We start from the raw sequence: 19,325 nt of genomic DNA on the forward strand, positions 1-19,325 counted from the left end.
GGCTGTTTGCTCAACCCTCACGAAGGTGTACCCCCGGGAGGGGGCCGCCACACCCGTAATTACGCCGACTTCTCCCGGCGCTCCGGCCGCTGCGCCTTGCGCGGCACGATGGTGGGCAGCACGTTGTCGTTGACCGTATCCGCGTTCACGACCACCTTGGCGACATCGTCGCGGCTGGGGATGTCGTACATCGCCGGCTGCAGGACCTCCTCCATGATCGCCCGCAGACCACGCGCGCCGGTGCCGCGCAGGATCGCCTGATCGGCGACCGCCTCCAGCGCGTCGTCGGTGAACTCGAGGTCGACCCCGTCCATCTCGAACAACCGGACGTACTGCTTGACCAGCGCGTTCTTCGGCTCGGAGAGGATCTTGACCAGCGATTCCTTATCCAGGTTGGTCACCGAGGCGACCACCGGCAGACGGCCGATGAACTCGGGGATCAGGCCGAACTTGATCAGATCCTCGGGCATGACGTCCGCGAAGTGATCGGTCGTGTCGATCTCGGCCTTGGACCGCACCTCGGCGCCGAAGCCGATACCGCGGTGGCCGGTGCGGTCGGAGATGATCTTCTCCAGGCCCGCGAAAGCGCCCGCGACGATGAACAGCACGTTGGTGGTGTCGATCTGGATGAACTCCTGGTGCGGGTGCTTGCGCCCACCCTGGGGCGGCACGCTCGCCTGGGTGCCCTCCAAGATCTTCAGCAGGGCCTGCTGCACGCCCTCGCCGGACACATCGCGCGTGATCGAGGGGTTCTCGCTCTTGCGGGCGATCTTGTCGACCTCGTCGATGTAGATGATGCCGGTCTCGGCGCGCTTGACGTCGTAGTCGGCGGCCTGGATCAGCTTCAGCAGGATGTTCTCGACGTCCTCGCCGACGTACCCGGCCTCGGTCAGCGCGGTGGCGTCGGCGATGGCGAACGGTACGTTCAGCATCTTCGCCAACGTCTGGGCCAGATAGGTCTTGCCGCAGCCGGTGGGGCCGAGCATCAGGATGTTGGACTTGGCCAGCTCGACGGTCTCGCCGCGGCTGTCACGACCCTTGTCACCGGCCTGGATGCGCTTGTAATGGTTGTAGACGGCCACCGCGAGAGTGCGCTTGGCGGTGTCCTGGCCGATGACGTAGTTCTCCAGGAAGTCCCGGATCTCGGCAGGCTTGGGCAGCTCATCGAGCTTGACCTCGCTCGATTCGGCGAGTTCCTCCTCGATGATCTCGTTGCAGAGATCGATGCACTCGTCGCAGATGTACACCCCTGGTCCCGCAATGAGCTTCTTGACCTGCTTCTGGCTCTTTCCACAGAACGAGCACTTCAGCAGATCGCCGCCATCTCCGATGCGCGCCATCTCGTGGGTCCCTACTTCCTTGTCCGCGTGCAACCGTCCGTCCAGGTTGCCAGCTGTCCACCACTTTCGCAGCCGCAAACGCATCGACTGAATCGTGGCCGGTGGGCAGTGCTGTCAACCGGGAGCAAAGGTCCCTAGGTCGACCGTACCCGGTGTTCGGGACGGAGGTCGACAACTCGCGCATGTTTCTCGCGCGGGTTGTGCGAGTTGTCACGACGCCGAAAGGCGGACCGCCCGCTTGATCGGCATTCGAACACTCCGGACCGCACCTCGCGCCGCGGCGGGGTTCGAACACATTCTCGAACCGTGGCGGCGCGACAAGCGGTCCGGCCGGGCGGCATACCCATGGCATGCTTCCCGGCCGGAATTCCCTGTCATAGAACGATTTCCGAGCTTACCGCCGCCGGGATCGGCGATTCGCCCAAGTCGTCCCGGCCGGGCCGGGAACGACTGTTCACGCGTTTATTTCTGCGCGCTGAGCTTGCGGTAGTCGAACACCGTGTCGATGATCCCGTATTCCTTGGCGTCCTCGGCCGTCAGAATCTTGTCACGGTCGGTGTCCTTGCGGATGGTGTCGGCGTCCTTGCCGGTGTGCCGCGCGAGCGTGGTCTCCATCAGGCGACGCATACGCTCGATCTCGGCGGCCTGGATCTCCAGGTCCGACACCTGCCCCTGGATGCCACCCTCCAGCGACGGCTGGTGGATCAGCACGCGGGCGTTGGGCAGGCAGGCCCGCTTGCCGGGGGTGCCCGCGGCGAGCAGCACCGCTGCGGCCGAGGCGGCCTGGCCCAGGCAGACCGTGGCGACGTCGGCGCGCACGTACTGCATGGTGTCGTAGATGGCCATCAGCGAGGTGAACGAGCCACCCGGCGAGTTGATGTACATGGTGATGTCGCGGTCGGGGTCCAGCGACTCCAGCACCAGCAGCTGCGCCATGATGTCGTTGGCCGAGGCGTCGTCCACCTGCACGCCGAGGAAGATGATGCGCTCCTCGAACAGCTTGTTGTACGGGTTGGACTCCTTGACGCCGAAGCTCGAGTGCTCGATGAACGACGGCAGGATGTAGCGAGCCTGCGGGCTCTGCGGCGCGATGCCGGACAGGCCGGCGCGCGGGTCGATCGAATTGGCCATCTTCGTCTCCAAAGTCGGTGCGGCGGCCGGACGTTCGAGGTGTCCGGGGGCCTGTGGGTGATCCGGTGCGTTACTTCTTGGCGCCGTTGGCCTGGTTCGCGTGGCTGATCACGTGGTCGATGAAGCCGTACTCCAGGGCTTCGGACGCGGTGAACCAGCGGTCGCGGTCGGCGTCGGTGGTGACCTGCTCGACCGACTTGCCGGTGTGCAGCGCCTGCAGCTCGTTCAGCTCACGCTTGGTGTGCGCGAACTGCTCGGCCATGATCGCGATGTCGGCCGCGGAGCCGCCGATCCCCGCGGACGGCTGGTGCATCATGATGCGCGCGTGCGGCAGCGCGTAGCGCTTGCCCTTGGTGCCCGCGGTGAGCAGGAACTGCCCCATCGACGCGGCAAGGCCCATGCCATAGGTGGCGATGTCGCACTCGGCGAACTGCATCGTGTCGTAGATGGCCATGCCCGCCGTCACCGAGCCGCCCGGCGAGTTGATGTAGAGCGAGATGTCCTTGGTGGGATCCTCCGCCGAGAGCAACAGGATCTGCGCGCACAGCTTGTTCGCGATGTCGTCGTCCACCTGCGTGCCCAGGAAGATGATGCGCTCACGCAGCAGGCGCTCGTACACCGAATCACTGAGGTTGAGACCAGCAGTCGCGGTTGTCATGACCCCTGCCTGGTTGATTGTCACGGATACCTGCCTTCTCTCGCCGGCTCGTTGCGGAGTGCCACATAGCCATCACTGGTCGGATATGCCACACCCCATCGGGCGGGCTATCCGACTTGTCGTCACAAACATTAACGAAGCAGGGCGGCACCGAACTCCCGGTACCGCCCTTTCTTCGCTCACAGCGCAATCAGCGCACCTCTCGGGCGTCGAGCACGCCGACATTCCATGAAATTATTCGGCGTCCGCCGCGGCCGTCTCGACGGCCTGGTCCTCATCCGCGGAATCGGCGGGAGCGCCGAACATTTCGGCGGTGTCCACCGTGTTGCCCTCGGAGTCGGTGACGGTCACCTTGCCGACCACGCCCGCCAGCGCCTTGCCGCGGCGCACGTCCGCGAACACCGCGCCGAGCTGGCCCGCCTGCTGCACCTGCTGGATGAACTGCTCCGGCGCCATGCCGTAGCGCTGCGCCTGGAACAGGATCCGCTCGGTGAGCTCGTCCTGGCCGACCTGGGTGCCCTCCGCCTCGGCGATCGCGTCCAGCAGCAGCTGGGTCTTGACCGACTTCTCGGCGGCCTCCTTGGTCTCGGTGTCGAACTCCTCGCGGGTGCTGCCCTGCGCCTCGAGCGCCTCGGCGAACTTGGCCTCGTCGTGATCGAAGCCGTGCACCGCGTCGTGGGTCACGGCGTCGATCTCGGCCTTCACCACGGCGTCGGGCAACGGCACCTCGACCTGCTCGAGCAGGGTGTCCAGCACCTTGTCGCGGATCTCGCCCGCCTGCTGCACCTTCTTGACCCGCTCGACTCGGCTGCGCAGATCGGCCTTCAGCTCTTCCAGCGTGTCGAATTCACTGGCCAGCTGGGCGAACTCGTCGTCGGCCTCGGGCAGCTCGCGCTCCTTGACGGACTGCACGGTGACGGTGATGACCGCCTCCTTGCCCGCGTGCTCGCCCGCGACCAGCGTGGAGGTGAACTCCTTCGACTCGCCCGCCGACAATCCGACCAGCGCCTCGTCCAGGCCCTCGATGAGCTGACCGGATCCGACCTCGTGGGACAGGCCGGTCGTGGCGGCCTCGGCCACCTCCTGGCCGTCCACGGTCGCCGAGAGATCGATGGAGACGAAGTCGCCGTCCTGCACCGGACGCTCGACACCGGTCAGGGTGCCGAAGCGCTGGCGCAGCGACTGCAACTGCTCCTCGATGTCCTCGTCGCCGACGGTGAACGCGTCGACGGTGACCGCGATGCTCTCGTAGTCCGGCAGGGTGATCTCCGGACGCACGTCGACCTCGGCGGTGAAGGCGAGCTCCTGACCGTCCTCGATCTTGGTGATCTCGATCTCCGGCTGGCCGATGACCTTCACCTCGGAGGTGGTGACGGCCTCGCTGTAGCGACCCGGCAGCGCGTCGTTGACCACCTGCTCCAGGATCGCGCCGCGACCGAGGCGGGCCTCGAGCAGCTTCGCGGGCGCCTTACCGGGACGGAAGCCGGGGATACGGACCTGCTTGGCCAGTGCCTTGTACGCGCGGTCGAAATCGGGCTTCAGCTCCTCGAAGGGCACCTCGACATTGATCCGGACCCGGGTCGGGCTCAGCTGCTCGACGGTGCTCTTCACGGACATGCTCCTTGTTCGTTGTTCGTACTGGTTGACGTTCGGTGTGCGGTGCCTCCCCGGCACTCCGAAGTCGGAACGGCGGATGAGGCGGCCCTACGCTGGCTGCCGCACTCCCCCAACCGGCGCAGATCCGGACCGGAGTCCCGGCCTCGGCCGAGACGACGAGGAATGCGGCGTACGCCACGCATCCCGACCAGGTTAGTTGACCGGCCGAGCGGACCTGCATCCGGCGGTGGCTCCGCGGGCCGCGAGCGCCGCGGTCACTTCCCCACCGACACCGCGTCGGTGACGAAGACCAGCGTCTCGTACGGCGCGATGCCCCGCCCGCCCGCGCCGTAACCCAGCTCCGGCGGCACGATCAACAACCTGCGCGAGCCTTCCCGGACGCCGACGAGACCCTGGTCCCAGCCGTCGATGACCTGGCCCGCGCCGAGCTCGAGCTGGAACGGCTTGCCGCGACCGAACGAACTGTCCAGCGTCTTCTTGTCCGACCAGGTGACCAGCGCGTAGTTCATGGTGAGCTGCTGCCCCGCCGCGGCGCCGGGCCCGCTGCCCTCGATGAGGTCCTTGACGATCAACTGCTTCGGCGGGTCGCAGTCGTCCGGGATGGTGACGGTGGGCGCGGCGCCGAAGCCACCGGTGACGCCGATGTCCTCGGCGGTGCACTCCCGGCCTTTGCTCTGCGTGGCCGGGCGCTGCGCGGGGGAAGACCCCGCCGCGGTGGTCCTCGTCGCGGAGACGGTCGTGGCGGTCGGCTCGTCGTCCGAGCCGCAAGCCGCCAGCGCGATGGTCGTCGCGGCGAGGGCGCCGATACCGATGATCCTTCCGAGAATGTGCATGCCGCGGACCCTAGACCACGAACGGGCGACGGGCGGGGCGAGCTTCCCGCGACACGCGCGGACCTCGCTCCGGCTAGGCTGGCGATGAATCTCCATCCGGCGTTGTCGATTCCGATCGGCAACCGTTGCAGGACCGGGACGGCGGCCACTCGTGGCGGCGCTGTCCTCGACACCCGAACGTGAGGAGAGTCGGCGTATGACCCACATGGCGAGTGCAGGTGGCGACACCTCGGCGGACAACGTCGGCAGCACCGGCGGCCGGACCGTCGCCCCGCGTCCCTACCGGCTCACGGACGTGCCGGGCCCGTTGGAACGCGACGAACTGGCATCGATCGACGCGTGGTGGCGGGCCGCCAACTATCTCGCGGTCGGCCAGATCTATCTGATGGCCAATCCGTTGCTGCGCGAGCCGCTCCAAGCCGAGCACATCAAGCCCAGGTTGCTCGGGCATTTCGGCACGGTGCCCGGCCTGAATCTGGTCTGGGCGCACGCCAATCGCGCGATCCGGCAACGCGGGCTCAACGCCGTCTTCGTCGCGGGCCCCGGGCACGGCGGTCCCGGCCCGAACGCGTGCGCCTGGCTGGAGGGCACATACTCCGAGCTCTACAGCCACATCTCGCAGGACGCGGCGGGCATGGGCGCGCTGTTCGGCCAATTCTCCTTTCCCGGCGGGGTGCCGAGTCACTGCGCGCCGGAGACTCCGGGCTCCTTCCACGAGGGCGGCGAACTCGGCTATTCGCTGCTGCACGCGTTCGGCGCCGCCTTGGACAATCCCGATCTCACCGTGTTCTGCGTGGTGGGCGACGGCGAGGCGGAGACGGGACCGCTGGCCACGAGCTGGCACGCGAACAAGTTCCTCAGCCCGGCGCGCGACGGCGCGGTGCTGCCGATCCTGGCGCTGAACGAGTACAAGATCGCCAATCCGACCATCCTGGCGCGCATCCCGGAATCGGAACTGCTCGCCCTGCTGCGCGGATACGGCTACGAACCGATCGTCGTCGCGGGTGACGATCCCGCGGCGGTGCACCAGGCGATGGCCGCGGCGGTGGACACGAGCATGGAACGCATCGACCGGATCCAGCGCGCCGCGCGCGGCGGCGGGGACGGGGCGCGGCCCACCTGGCCGATGATCGTGCTGCGCACCCCCAAGGGCTGGACCTGTCCGCCGGTGGTGGACGGCGACCAGGTCGAGGGCACCTTCCGGGCGCACCAGGTGCCGTTGCCCGGCGCGCGCACCGATGCCGGGCACCGCGCGGTCCTGGAGCAGTGGCTGCGCTCCTACCGTCCGGAGGAGCTGTTCGACGACAGCGGCGCACCGGCGCCGGAACTGATCGCCCAGGTACCGGGCGGCGATCGGCGGATGAGCGCCAACCCGGTCGCCAACGGCGGCGCGCTGCTGCGCGACCTGCGCCTGCCGGACTGGCGCGACTTCGGCGTCGATGTACCCGCGCCGGGCGCTACCGAGCACGAAGCCACCAGGGTGCTCGGCGGCTGGCTGCGGGAGGTCACCAGGCGCAATCCGGACAACTTCCTCACCTTCGCGCCGGACGAACTGGCCAGCAACCGGTTACAGGACATCCTCGAGGTCACCGGCCGCGCCTGGCAAGCCGAGATCGACCCCCGCGATCAGAAACTCGACCGCACCGGCCGGGTCATCGAAGTGCTGTCCGAGCACATGTGCCAGGGTTTGCTGGAGGGCTACCTGCTGACCGGCAGGCACGGCGTGTTCACCTGTTACGAGGCCTTCATCCACATCGTCGACGCGATGTTCAATCAGCACGCCAAATGGCTCGACGCCAGCTCGGCGGTGCCGTGGCGACGCCCGATTCCCAGCCTGAACTATCTGTTGTCCTCGCACGTCTGGCGCCAGGACCACAACGGCTTCACCCACCAGGACCCCGGTTTCCTGGACGTGGTGCTGAACAAGAAGGCCTCCATCGTGCGGGTGTACCTGCCGCCGGACGCCAACACGCTGCTGTCCACCTATGACCACTGTCTGCGCTCCCGGCACTACGTGAACGTGGTGGTCGCGGGCAAGCAGCCCCAGGCCGACTGGCTGTCGGTCTCCGAAGCCGCCGAGCATTGCGCGCGCGGGATCGGCATCTGGCCGTGGGCGGGCCACCGGGACGAGCCGGGCACCACGCCGGACGTGGTGCTCGCCTGCGCGGGCGACGTACCGACGCTGGAGACCCTCGCCGCGGCCGCGATCCTGCGCGAGCGGCTGCCGGAGCTGCGCGTCCGGGTGGTCAACGTGGTCGACCTGATGCGGCTGCAACCGCGGGACGAGCATCCGCACGGCCTGCCCGACCGCGAGTTCGACACGCTGTTCACCCGGGACCGGCCGGTGATCTTCGCCTTCCACGGCTATCCGTGGCTGGTGCACCGGCTGACCTATCGGCGCACCAACCACGGCGAACTGCATGTCCGTGGTTATAAGGAGCGGGGCACGACAACGACGCCGTTCGACATGGTGATGCTCAACGACCTGGACCGATACCACCTCGTCATGGACGTGATCGATCGGGTGCCCAGCCTGCGTGAGCGCGCCGCCGGGCTGCGGCAGGAGATGGTCGACGCGCGCTGGACGGCTCGCGCGTGGACCAGGGAACACGGTGCGGACATCCCCGAGGTAGCCGAATGGAGCTGGCCTTACCGGAGCGGCCACGAGTAAGTACGATCGACCGTATGGAAAGTGGCCCGGACGCCGCCGAGATCACCGACAAGCGACTACTGCGCGGCGCGCGAACTCGCGCCACGGTGCTGCGGCAGGCGGTGGACATCGCCTCACTGGACGGATTGGACGGCCTCAGCTTCGGCAGGCTGGCCGCCGACACCGGACTGAGCAAGGCGGGAATCCAGACCCTGTTCCGCACCAAGGAAGCACTGCAACTGGCCGCCGTCGACCACGCGCGCGACCGGTTCGTGGAAGCGGTCGTCGAACCGGCCCGTTCCGCGCCGCACGGCGTCGCCCGGCTGCGAGCCTTGCTCGACCACTGGATGGTCTACGCCGAGACGCCGCTGTTCCCCGGCGGCTGCTTCCGCGTCGCGACCATGGCCGAATGCGACAGCAAGCCGGGCCCGGTGCGCGATGCCCTCTTCCGCGATCAGCGAGCGTGGATAGGGCTGCTGGCACGGGAGCTGCGCTCGGCGGCGTCTGCCGGTGAGATCGCCGAACTGGACGCGGATCTGGTCGCTTTCCAGATCGATGCGGTACTGTGCGCCACCAATACCGCGCTGCGACTCGGCGATCCGGAGGCCGCCGACCGCGCCCATCGCATCGTCGAAGGCCTTCTGCGACCGCTCTGAGCAAGCCTCATACGTTTCGGGTATGACACGGACCAATTGGTCGCTACTGCAGCGCATTCGGAAATCTCGGACAGACCGCGCCGCCACCTTGTATCTTGCGGACAACGCGTTCCACGCGTTTCCGTAGCAGTCCCCTATCCGTCGCCGTTGCCGGAGGGCGCGCAGAAGGGCGGTTCTCATGAACCACACAGCCGAAGCGACCGGGTTCGAAATCCTAGGTGCGATCTTGATGGTGGCCTGGATGGTCGTCATGTGGGCGGCCGTCGGCGTACTCGTCGTCGCGTTGCGTAAACCCCTGCGACCATGGATGTTCCGTACCGCACTCGGTGTCATCGCACTGGGCGTGGTGGCCCAGATAGGACACTTCCAGGAGCACGTGGCACAGGTCGGGTACTGGATCCAGCACCCGAACTCACCGGCGTGGATGACCCCGTGGGGCACCGGCCTGGCCAACGGATTCGGTCAGGTCGACCACATGAAGCCGGCACTCGGCATGGAACTTCTGCACTTGGTGGGCAATTTCCATTTCCTCGCCGGACTGGTCGGCATCGCCCTGGTCACCCACCACGCCCTGGAGAGCAAGGCACGCAAGTGGGGTCGCATGGGCGTGCTGATGCAAGGCATCCACGGGCTCGAGCATCTCGCGCTCACCCTGACGGTCGCCTTCGGCACCAAGGCGATCGGGCTGTCGACCATCTTCGGCCTGCTCGACCCCGGCCCCGGCGCGGCGACGTACCGCATCTGGTGGCACTTCCTGGCCAACGTGATCGGCACGACCATCTTCGCCGTCGCGCTGTATCACCTGTGGCGCGAACGCGCGGTGATCGAAGCCCCGTTCCACGACCCCGCCGCCGCGAAGCCGAAGCGCGCCTCGGCGGCGGCCGAGGGTTCGGGTGCTCCGGCATTCGCGGCGGTGACCGAAGCCTGATCGATCGACCGATCTCGCACGCCTCGCCGCGGCGCACCAGCGGCGTAGCGGCATTCCGATACTGAAGCAAAGGGCGTCCGCCATACCGGCGGACGCCCTTTTTCGCGCATAGCGCAGCCCTCGGGACACACTGCCGACCGAAGCGAGGAGTGCGGCCCCGAAGGCCGGCACGGCCGATCGAAAGCTCGTCATGCGGCCTACCGGATCCTGCGACGCCAGTCGATCTCCAGCCCCACGACGGGCCCATCGCTCACAGTCGACCACCAACGTGTCGCCGGCATCGCCGTGCGCAGAGCTACCGCGACGGAATCATCCCGCTCACAGCGGCAACCGAGGCGGACGAGCACTGCGGCCCATCCTCTGTTCGGCCGTCCCGATCCTGCGCACGTCCTGAAGCCAGCTCTTCGGTAATCGCCGACCCCGAAAAATCTCGGCCTGAAATTCTCCGCGGACCGAGCGGTGCGCATCGGCGCCGCTGGTCAGGGCGCTTGCTCCCACCTAGGGCGACGACAACTCTTCCCATCTATGGGAAACCCCTCGACAAGGTATCGACCCGTCGATTAATGTGACGTTATCCAACGGCACGATAGATAGGGACCCGCGGATCGGACCACACCGGACCGATTCCCGATCCCGAGGTGGCGAGATGAACGGACGCGAACGATGACCGGCATCACGCCGCACCAGCGACGGACACAGACCTGGCTCGTCCGCCCGCTGATCGTGAGCGCGATAGCGGCCACGCCGGAAACCCCGGCGTCGACCGAAGCGCTGGCCGGGCCCGACACGACCGTCGCCCCGCGCCCCGCAGCAGACCCGGGCCGCCACGGATACGACAGGCCGGGCTCTCCCCATTCCGACGACCGGGACCGAGCCGATCGGCACCGCCCCGCGGACGACATGTCCGCGACGGATGCCACCCCGATCCCCTCCCCGCCCCCACCTCGCGCGGCAACCCCGACCACCGACGTTCGCCGCACCGCCGCAGCTCGCGCCGTACCGCCGTGCGCAGCGCGAAATCCGAACGGAGACTTACGATGACCGCCAACACCACCCATCTCGCCGCCAGACTGCTCGCTTGTGCCGCGATCGTCGGCACGCTCACCGCGGGCGCCGCGGGCATCGCGGGAGCGGAGTCGCATTCGGGTCCGTCCAACCCGCGCAACGGCACGGGTGACACCACCGGTTGGCACCACATCGACCCCATGGGCTACCACCATCGCGACAGCGACCGGCTGGACGCCGATGAGGCCGACCAGGCCATCCGCGACTACCGCCAGCGGCAGAACCAGGCCCCGGCCGACGTCCCCACCGGCGACGAGTCCGACGGCTCGAGCTGGTCGCGGGTGGCCCGCCCGGACGGCACCGGCTACACCGTCTGCCGGGCGCAGGCCACCTGGTGCCGGTAACCGCAGGACCGGCACACCCTCTCGCACTCGAAACCTTCCGTGACGTCCCTCTGGACTGATCGTCCCGCTATCTAGCGGCACATTACTTGAAGTATCACCATTCCCGGAAATCCACTCCGACCGGGATATCGCACGAAAGAGAAACACTCATGATCAAGATTAGCGGGCTTCGCCGGCCGACCGCGCGTGACGACAAGCGCGGCGGCACGGTACGGACGCTCACCCTGCTGGCGGCGGCAGCGGTGGCGGCGGGCGGCCTGAGCCTCGGCGCGGGCACCGCCGAGGCTCAGGGCGCTGCCTGCCTCTGGGCGGGGGGCGCCTACGGCCAGGGCACCACTGTCGTGGCAGGGGGGTGGACCTTCGCCTGCGGAACCGACGGACTGGGCGCGCCGTACTGGCATCGGGGAGCCCCCGCGCGGCAGGCCAGCACCGTGCCGAACCCGGGCGCCTACGCCCACCCCGCAGGCCTGTTCAGCCCCGGCGCCCGGCAGTACGGCACGGAGTACAACGACTACTGCGTCGGCAGCCAGCTCATCGAGGGTTCCGAGGACGTCTACCAGGTGGTCTCGGACGGACGCGGATCGCTGTGGTGGAAGGCCGCCGGCTCGATCGACCAGTGGGCCTTCGATCCCGGTAGCGGCCCGCAGCGGTCCTGGCGGTCGTCGAGCCTGTGCTACGACGGCTCGCTGACCTGACCTGACCTGACCTGACCTGACCTGCCCGAACCCGGCTACCGCACGCCCGTGACCGTCACGACGGTCACGGGCGTGCTCGCGTTCGCGCGGGCCGCCGCTCCGATTCCAGCCGGATCCGCTCGGCGAGGTGATCCGGCACGTGCCAGCTGATGTCGGCCCTGGTGGCCGCCATCAGCTTCCTGCGCACGGACGCCACCTGGGCATCGACCGTCCGGATCGAACTGCCCCGGCGCGCGGCGATGGCACTGTTGGCCCAGCCCGCGGCGGCCAGCACCGCCACCTCGCGTTCCGCCGGCGTCAACTCCTCCCAGCGCGAGGCGGTGGACCTGGCCTGCGGACGGGGGTTCGGCAGCTTGTCGACCGGCAATCTGCCCAGCAACAGCAGTTGCAGCTCGTCGCGTTCGGGACGCAACCTGGCGCCGCGCTGGACCGCCGCCGCGTGGGCCTCGGCGCCGAGGACCGCGGTGACCGCCGCGACGGCTCGAGCGGTGCCGCGAGCCACCAGCGTCACCCGGTCGGCGACGATGCCCATCGAGCGGTGCAGGGTGGCGATTCCGCCTTGCAGATGGGCGATCTCGGTGGCGGCGGCGATCGCTTCGGCGCTGCCGGTGTCGCCCGCCTCGATCCGGGCGGACAGCAGATAGGTCAGCGCCATCATGCTGAAGTGCGCCACCCAGCCCGCCGTCCAGGTGTCCCCGGTGGTCAGCAGGCGCTCCAGGGTGGACTGCCCGAGTTTCACCGCCTCGCGCGGATCGCCGTGCCGGGATACCGCGATCATCCAGGCCAGCTCCGCCCAAGAGGTCGCCCAGCCCGCGTCGGAAGCTACGGCCCGGTCCAGATGCCTGCGCGCGGCCCCGAGCGCGACGTCCGCGCCGCCCAGGTTCGCGTAGGTGAGGGCCTCGAACAGTTCGCTGCGCTGCTCCCCCGCCCGGTCGCCCAGAACGGCGAACTTCCGGCGCGCCCTGGCCAAGACGTCCACCGCTCGCAGGTCGAGGTGGATCAGCAGGAGTTCGAGGCCCCAGGTGAATTCCACCGCGGCGGGCAGGCCGAGGTCGGTCGCCGTCGTCGCACGCCAGCCCGCCCGCTGTTCCGACGGCAGGCACTCCGCGGCGCATTCGTCCAGCAGTTGCGCGGTGTAGGCGTGCCTGCCCTGCCAGATGGCGATCCAGCCCACCAGCGCGGTCGCATTGATGCGCAGCCGGGTCGGCGGCGGCTCGACCTGCGCGGTGACCTCCAGGGCCTGCTCGGTGAGACTGGTGATGGCCCGATTCGAGCCGGTGATGAACGGCACGCGCAGCGCCATCAGCGTCGCGGCGGTCTCCAATCCGACCACCGCCTCCTCCGGGTCGGTGAGGCTGGTCTCGACGGCGATGAGAATGTTGTCCCACGCCGCTCGCGCCCACGTGATCCACTCCTGCTCTCGGGGGCCGTACCAGGTGGCGGGCCCCGCGGCGACACGGTCGCGGTAGTGCCGTCGATGCCGGGCGAGCAGTCGCGCTTCGTCCAGGTGGTCGCCGCGGGTGGACAGCCGGTCGCGCACGAAGACCCGGACGCTCTCCAACAGGTAGTAGCGCACCGTCGCCGCGGTGATGTGGGCCGACAGCAGCGAGCGTTCGACCAGGCGCTCGAGCAGCCCCTCGATCCGCTCGGGGGGTAGCGCCGGGTCCGCGCACACCGCCACGATCGCGTCCACTTCGGCCCCGCCGGACTGCGTCTCGTCGTTCTCGGCGTCGCAACCGGTGGCGAAAACCGACAAGCGCTCCAACAGCAACTGTTCGGCTGCGGTGCACAGCCCGTAGGACCAGGCGATCACGTCGCGCACGCTGCGGTGCCGTTCGCCGACACCACCTCTGGCGCCGTGCGTCCACTGCAGGCGGCGATCGTCGGTGTCGCCGGACAACTCCCGCAACACGATCGCGGGCGGCCGGTGCATCAGCCGCGCGGCGGCCAAGCGGATGAACAGCGGGTTGTTGTCGACGTGCCCGCAGATCCGGGTGGCGATGGCCAGTTGTCCGGGGTCCTCGGGAATCGGCCGCCCGGTACGCTCGGCTCGCCGCCGGAACAGTTCCAGGGCGTGCACGCTGGACAGCGGCGGCACGGTCACCAACTGCTCGTCGATCCAGCCGACCGGCTCCCGGCTGGTCGCGACGATGGTCAAGCCGGGGATTTCCTGCAGCAGGCCGACGACGAGCGGACCGACGCCGCCCAGCACGTGTTCGCAGTTGTCCAGCACCAGGATGGTCCGGTGCGTCTCGTCTTCGGCGCCGGCATCGGTGAGGGTCTCCAGCAAGCCGTCCCATGCGGAGCGGCCCACTATCCCGTTCTTCGCGACGGACAAGAGCACTTCCTCGGCGACCGCTCCCGTCTCCGCGCCGGGCGCGAGGCGGGCCAAGCGCGTCCAGTACACCGTGTGCCGTGCCCCGCCGCGGTATCTGCGCACGGCTTCCACCGCCAGCGTCGTCTTGCCGATGCCACCGGGCCCGACCAGGGTGATCAGCCGGGCGCTCGACGAGTTCAGCAAGGCGTCGATCCGCCGCAATTCGGCATGCCTGCCAACGAACTCCGCGGGCGCGGCGGGGCCGTTGCCGCCGCCGCTGCTCACCTCCGACATGCCGACGCACCTACCGATCCGGAAAACCACTGCTCGAGCAGCCTAATGGGCGCGTCCCGTCCCGCCTTTGCGGCTACGGCTGGGCCGCCGCTCGGATTCGTACCTGACCCGGTCGGCGAGCTCGTCGGGAATGTGGGCCGCGATGTCGGCGCGGGAGGCGATCATCAGCTTCTGCCGGATGGCGGCCACCTGCGCGTCGACCGTCCGGATGGAGCTGCGCCTGCGGCTTGCGATGGCGCTGTTGGGCCAGCCCGCCGCCGCGAAGACGGCGACGTCGCGTTCGGCCTCCGAGAGGTCGCTCCAGCGCGTGGCGGGCCGCCGCGACACCGGCCGGGAAGCGGCCTGCCGGCCCGGCCGCCGGGCGGGCGTCGCCGGATCCGGGGCCGGCGACCACAGCGCGTCGAGCTCGGGGCGCAGCCGCGTCCTGCGTTCGGCTGAGGCGTAAGCGCGGTCGCCGAGCACCGCGCGGGAGACCTCCGCGGCGCGGCGCATCTCGGCGGCGATCAGCGGGACCCGGTCGACCGATATGCCCATCGATCGCTGACGCGTCTTGAATCCGCCTATCAGGTATCCGATCTCCCGCGCGGTGTCGGCGGCCGCAGCGGGATCACCACCCTCGGCCCGCTGCTCGACGAGGACCTGGGCCAGCGCGACGATGTGCGCGCCCACCGCCCAGCTCGCCGTCCAGGTGTCCGGTTCGCCGCGGTAGCGGGTGAGCACCCCGTGGGTCAGCGTCAACGCCTCGGTGGCGGACCCGTGTTTGGCCAGCGCCACCGCGCGCGCGATCTCGGCCCAGGCGCGCGACAATGTCGAGCCGGACGACACCGATCGCTCCAGGAATCGCGCCGTGTTCTCCAGCGCCTGCCGCCGGTCACCGACGAGGGCGGAACAGAACGCCGCGAACACGTCGCTGCGTTCGGCGCCGATGCGATCGCCCTGTTCGGCGAATTTACGGCGGGCCCGAGCAAGGACGGTGACGGCGCGCGGGTCACCGCGCACGAGCATCAGCTCGAGCCCCCACAGCCACTCGACCGGGGCGGGCAGCCCGAAATCGATATCGGTGTAGCGCGGCCCGGCTCCCGGTGGAAGGGCGGCGCAGTCCGCGAGCAGCTGCGGGATGTGATCGGTCCGCCCCTGCCACAGCGAGATCCAGCCGAGCAGCGCGGTCGCCAGGTCGGCCAGCCCGGAAGGGCCCAGCCCGGAGGCGCGGGTGGCCTCCAGCGCGCGTTCGGTCAACCGGGTCAGCGCGCCCGCACCGGACTTGACGTACGGCACCTTCATCGAGAGCAGGACGGTGGCGATCTCCAGTGCGACCACGGCCTCCGCCGGGTCGGCCAGACCGGATTCGATGCCGAGCAGGATGTCGTTCCACGCCGAGCGCGCCCACGCCAGCCAGGCCTGATCCTGCGGTCCGAGCCACATGGCCTGCCCGGCGACCACCTTGTCCCGGAAATACCGGCGGTGGCGCCCGGCGAGCCGGTCGAACTCCCCGCGATCCCGGCGGCGCAGCCGCTCCCGGGCGAACACGCGGACGCTTTCCACCAGATACCAGCTGACCGTGGTCGCGGTGAGATGCGCCGACAGCAGCGACTGTTCGGTGAGCCGCTCCAGCAGGTGTTCGATCGCACTCGCGGGCAGGGCGTCGTCGGCGCACACCGCGATCGCGGCGTCGAGCTCGATGCCCCCGCGCAGCGACTCGTCGTCGGTCTCGTACCCGGCGGCGAAGACCGACAGCCGCTCGAGCAGCAACTGCTCGGAGGCGCCGCAGAGCGCGAACGACCAGGCGATCACGTCGTAGACGCCGCGGTGGCGCTGCTCGGCGCCCGCCCGTGCGCCGTGGGTCCAGTGCAGGCGTTTGTCGTCCGCGTCGCCGGTGAGTTCGCGCAGCACCATGACCGGCGGCTGGTGCCGCAGACGCGCCGCGGCCAGGCGGATGAACAGCGGATTGTGGTCGACCCGGCGGCAGATCCGGGCGGCGACGGCCACCGCCTCGCGGTCGTCGGGGATCGCCCGCCCGATGAGTTCGGCGCGCTGCCGGAACAATTCGAGCGACTGCCGCGGCGACAGCGGCGGCACCGGCAGGATGTACTCGTCGGCCCAGCCGATCGGTTCGCGGCTGGTGGCCAGGACGGTCAGGCCGGGTGCGGATTCCAGCAACTCGGCGATCATCGCCGCGACCACGCCGAGCAGGTGTTCGCAGTTGTCCAGGACGAGCACAGCGCGCTCGGTGGAACGGTCTCCGCTGGTGAACGTGCGTACCAGCGTGTCACGGGTCGGTGGCGAACCGAGGTCGGTGCGCACGGCCGACTGCATCACGTCCTGCGCGGTGGCGGTGCTGTCGGCCTCCAGCCCGGCCAGCCGCGCCCAGTACACCGGCCTGCGCCGGGCGTGGGCGCCGCGGCACAACGCTTCCGCGGCCAACCGCGTCTTGCCGATCCCGCCCGGGCCGACCAGGGTGATCAGGCGGGCGTCGCTGTCCAGCAGCGCGCCCAGCCGGTCCAATTCCGTTTCCCGGCCGCAGAATTCACTGGTGGATGCAGGCAGCACGTCGCCACGTGCCTGAACCAGGGACATAGAACGAAAGTTAGCCGACGACGCGGCGGCGCGCTCGACAATCAGAGGTTACGCAAAGGTCAAGCCCCTGTTTACCAGGGCATCGGACCCTGTTTCCGCGCCGATTGCTACCTCGCGGAGGCCATCTGCTGGTAGTGCATCTGGACCACCGCGCTGTCGAAGGTCATCACGTCGACGAGTTGCAACCCCGATACCACGGCGGGCGTCGGGAACAGCGGAATCCCGCCACCGAGCAGGATCGGGTGCACGAACAACCGGTACTCATCGATCAGGTCGTGCTTCATGAACTCCGACGCCGTCTCCGCGCCGCCGAACAGGACCATGTCGCATCCCGGCTGCGCGCGCAACGCGGTGATCTCCTCGACGAGGTCGTCCCGGACCACGCGGGTGTTCCAGCCCGCGGAGGACAGGGTGCGGGAGAAGACCACCTTGGGCGTCTGTTTCCAGCACCGCGCGAAATCCACGTAGAACTCCGAGATCGCGGGATCCACGTCGGCGGTCGGCCAGAACGACGCCATGATCTCGTATGTCTTGCGGCCGTAGAGGAACAGGTCGGCCGAGCGTAATTCGTCCAGGAACGACTCGCACAGTTCCTCGTCCACCACCGGCCAGTGGATCTCCTGATCCGGCCCCTCCGCGAAGCCGTCGAGCGACATCTGCATCCACAGCGTCACGCTTCCCATGTGCCCACACCCATCTGCTGCCCTTGTGCGACTTCCAGATTGTCGGGGAGAGCGACACTTCGGCGCATCGGTAGGTCGCCGGAACACATACTTAAGTAGACGAGCATAGGTAGCTCCGCGGCGCGCGAACGTGCGCCGGATGACACCAATATACCGTTGATCAACGGCACGTTACTGCTACGTATCGCCAATGATGGGAATCTGAAACGGAAATATTTCGCCCCAGCGGGGTGCGCGCCGCCGGTCAGCTCTCCGGCAGCGTCTCCGCCAGCTCGGCCTCCTGGTCGAGATACCTTGCGATGAGCCGGTTCACGAGTTCGGCGGTGGTCTCCGCCGGGACCGCCCTGGTCGACTCCAGCCGCTGCGCGAGTTCGGCAACCCGCGCCGGGCCGCGATCGGAATCCTGGAACGACGCCCACGCGGTCCGCCGGAACAGATCCACGTAGCGCCGGGCGATCCGCTCGGCGTCGGCGCGCAGCTTCTCCAGTTCGCCGAGCACCTCGTCGGCCGGGATGCCCACCGCCGCCATCTGCTCGAGGCTGTGCGCCAGACGGCGATCCGCGATGCGGTAGGTCGCCGCGTCGACGGGTTCGTACAGACCCGCCGCGACGACCCGGGCCAGACCGTTGGGCACGTCGCGATAGCGCTCGGCCAATTCGGTCGCCGCGATCGTTTCGCCCGCCTCGACGGCGGCCGCCTCGGGCGAGCCGGGCTCGGCGACACCGAGGATGTCCCCCAGATCGTCACCGCGATCCCAGGCGTTGAGCAATTCCCTGATGCCGTTGAGTTTGATCCCGCGGTCGAGCAACCTGCTGATGGTCCGCACCCGGTTGAGGTGGTCGGCGCCGTAGAAACCGGTACGCCCCTTGACCTGCGGGGGCGGCAGCACGCCCCGTTCGTGGTAAACGCGCAGGCTGCGCACGGTCGTACCGGCCTCCCGCGCCAGCTCGTCGATCGTGTACTCCACACCCGCAGTCATACCTCAAGGAAACCACATCGCAACACGGGACGGCCGCCGGTGCGCGGCCATTGTCGGGGCGACCGACCGGTCCATAGCGACATTTCAGCAAACATCATCCGCGCAGGGCGCCGCCGCCTTCCGGGCGCCCGCCACCGGTCTTCCCGCCTCTGGAAATCCCGTCGATGCCGGGTCCCGCCGCCGCGCCTATCCTTCCGGCATGGGTGAATCCGCGGGCCTTCCGGCCAGTCTCGCCGACCGCGAGCGCGCGATGCGCGAGCTGACCCACCACCTGGGCACGGGCCGGCTGAGCCTGACCGAATTCGACGAACTCAGCGCGGCCGTCGCTGCCGCGACCACGCGGAGTCAACTGGCCGAGTTGTTCGCCGACCTGCCGGGCAGCACACCTCCCCCGGCCGAGGTGACGCCGACCAACCCGCTGCCGCGCCTGGTCGTCCTGGCCGGCGCGGCCGTGGTCTTCTCGGTGGTGCTGGCGGTGACCACCGGCAACTGGCTGTGGCTGCTGGTGATCCTGGCTGCGCCCGCGCTTTTCATGCTCACCGCGCGCACCACCTGAGACCG

15 protein-coding genes are annotated in these 19,325 nt (G+C 69.0%); 6 read left to right on the top strand and 9 right to left on the bottom strand.

The annotated features are described in order from the left end of the window. Positions 1-59: 59 nt before the first annotated feature. From clpX to ABZ803_RS32600, 5 genes are all read right to left on the bottom strand, one after another. Positions 60-1,340 (bottom strand): ATP-dependent Clp protease ATP-binding subunit ClpX, encoded by a 1,281-nt coding sequence (gene clpX, locus ABZ803_RS32580; protein WP_040865558.1) that lies wholly within the window; start codon positions 1,338-1,340, stop codon positions 60-62. A 462-nt stretch (positions 1,341-1,802) separates the two neighbouring features. Further along, the gene (locus ABZ803_RS32585) at positions 1,803-2,471 is read right to left on the bottom strand and encodes an ATP-dependent Clp protease proteolytic subunit (RefSeq protein WP_040865481.1); all 669 of its coding nucleotides are present in this window, start codon (positions 2,469-2,471) and stop codon (positions 1,803-1,805) included. Between the two features lie 70 nt (positions 2,472-2,541). After that, positions 2,542-3,129 carry an ATP-dependent Clp protease proteolytic subunit gene (locus tag ABZ803_RS32590; RefSeq protein ID WP_040865480.1) on the bottom strand — a complete coding sequence of 196 codons (588 nt, stop codon included), beginning with the start codon at positions 3,127-3,129 and terminating at the stop codon, positions 2,542-2,544. A 234-nt stretch (positions 3,130-3,363) separates the two neighbouring features. Continuing rightward, positions 3,364-4,740, bottom strand: coding sequence for a trigger factor (gene tig, locus ABZ803_RS32595; RefSeq protein WP_357045252.1), 1,377 nt, complete (start codon positions 4,738-4,740; stop codon positions 3,364-3,366). A 260-nt stretch (positions 4,741-5,000) separates the two neighbouring features. Further along, on the bottom strand, positions 5,001-5,579 hold the full coding sequence (locus ABZ803_RS32600) for an FKBP-type peptidyl-prolyl cis-trans isomerase (protein WP_357045253.1): 579 nt from the start codon (positions 5,577-5,579) through the stop codon (positions 5,001-5,003). Between the two features lie 196 nt (positions 5,580-5,775). On the opposite strand from ABZ803_RS32600, the gene ABZ803_RS32605 reads away from it, so the two are divergent. From ABZ803_RS32605 to ABZ803_RS32625, 5 genes are all read left to right on the top strand, one after another. Then, positions 5,776-8,250: a phosphoketolase family protein gene (locus ABZ803_RS32605; RefSeq protein WP_357045255.1), complete on the top strand. Its 2,475-nt coding sequence runs from the start codon at positions 5,776-5,778 to the stop codon at positions 8,248-8,250. 14 nt (positions 8,251-8,264) lie between these two features. After that, entirely contained in the window at positions 8,265-8,885 is a 621-nt protein-coding gene (locus tag ABZ803_RS32610) for a TetR/AcrR family transcriptional regulator (protein WP_357045257.1), read from the top strand. Positions 8,886-9,063: 178 nt separating this feature from the next. Continuing rightward, the gene (locus ABZ803_RS32615) at positions 9,064-9,813 is read left to right on the top strand and encodes a DUF6008 family protein (protein WP_357045259.1); all 750 of its coding nucleotides are present in this window, start codon (positions 9,064-9,066) and stop codon (positions 9,811-9,813) included. 1,037 nt (positions 9,814-10,850) lie between these two features. Beyond that, positions 10,851-11,222, top strand: a complete 372-nt coding sequence (locus tag ABZ803_RS32620; RefSeq protein ID WP_357045261.1) for a hypothetical protein — start codon at positions 10,851-10,853, stop codon at positions 11,220-11,222. A 149-nt stretch (positions 11,223-11,371) separates the two neighbouring features. After that, positions 11,372-11,917: a hypothetical protein gene (locus ABZ803_RS32625; protein ID WP_357045263.1), complete on the top strand. Its 546-nt coding sequence runs from the start codon at positions 11,372-11,374 to the stop codon at positions 11,915-11,917. Between the two features lie 64 nt (positions 11,918-11,981). On the opposite strand, the gene ABZ803_RS32630 is transcribed toward ABZ803_RS32625, so the two are convergent. The 4 genes from ABZ803_RS32630 to ABZ803_RS32645 all read right to left on the bottom strand — a co-directional run bounded on the left by ABZ803_RS32630 (position 11,982) and on the right by ABZ803_RS32645 (position 18,764). Beyond that, positions 11,982-14,528 (bottom strand): hypothetical protein, encoded by a 2,547-nt coding sequence (locus ABZ803_RS32630; protein WP_357045265.1) that lies wholly within the window; start codon positions 14,526-14,528, stop codon positions 11,982-11,984. 42 nt (positions 14,529-14,570) lie between these two features. Then, positions 14,571-17,102 carry a hypothetical protein gene (locus ABZ803_RS32635; RefSeq protein ID WP_357045267.1) on the bottom strand — a complete coding sequence of 844 codons (2,532 nt, stop codon included), beginning with the start codon at positions 17,100-17,102 and terminating at the stop codon, positions 14,571-14,573. A gap of 107 nt (positions 17,103-17,209) precedes the next feature. Further along, on the bottom strand, positions 17,210-17,785 hold the full coding sequence (locus ABZ803_RS32640) for a dihydrofolate reductase family protein (protein ID WP_040865472.1): 576 nt from the start codon (positions 17,783-17,785) through the stop codon (positions 17,210-17,212). Positions 17,786-18,029: 244 nt separating this feature from the next. After that, entirely contained in the window at positions 18,030-18,764 is a 735-nt protein-coding gene (locus ABZ803_RS32645; RefSeq protein ID WP_357045269.1) for a MerR family transcriptional regulator, read from the bottom strand. A 199-nt stretch (positions 18,765-18,963) separates the two neighbouring features. On the opposite strand from ABZ803_RS32645, the gene ABZ803_RS32650 reads away from it, so the two are divergent. Then, positions 18,964-19,320 (top strand): DUF1707 domain-containing protein, encoded by a 357-nt coding sequence (locus ABZ803_RS32650; RefSeq protein ID WP_357045271.1) that lies wholly within the window; start codon positions 18,964-18,966, stop codon positions 19,318-19,320. Positions 19,321-19,325: the final 5 nt, after the last annotated feature.

Origin of the sequence: Nocardia sp. NPDC047648 (assembly GCF_040642815.1) — a bacterium.
In the GTDB taxonomy this organism is placed as follows: domain Bacteria; phylum Actinomycetota; class Actinomycetes; order Mycobacteriales; family Mycobacteriaceae; genus Nocardia; species Nocardia gamkensis.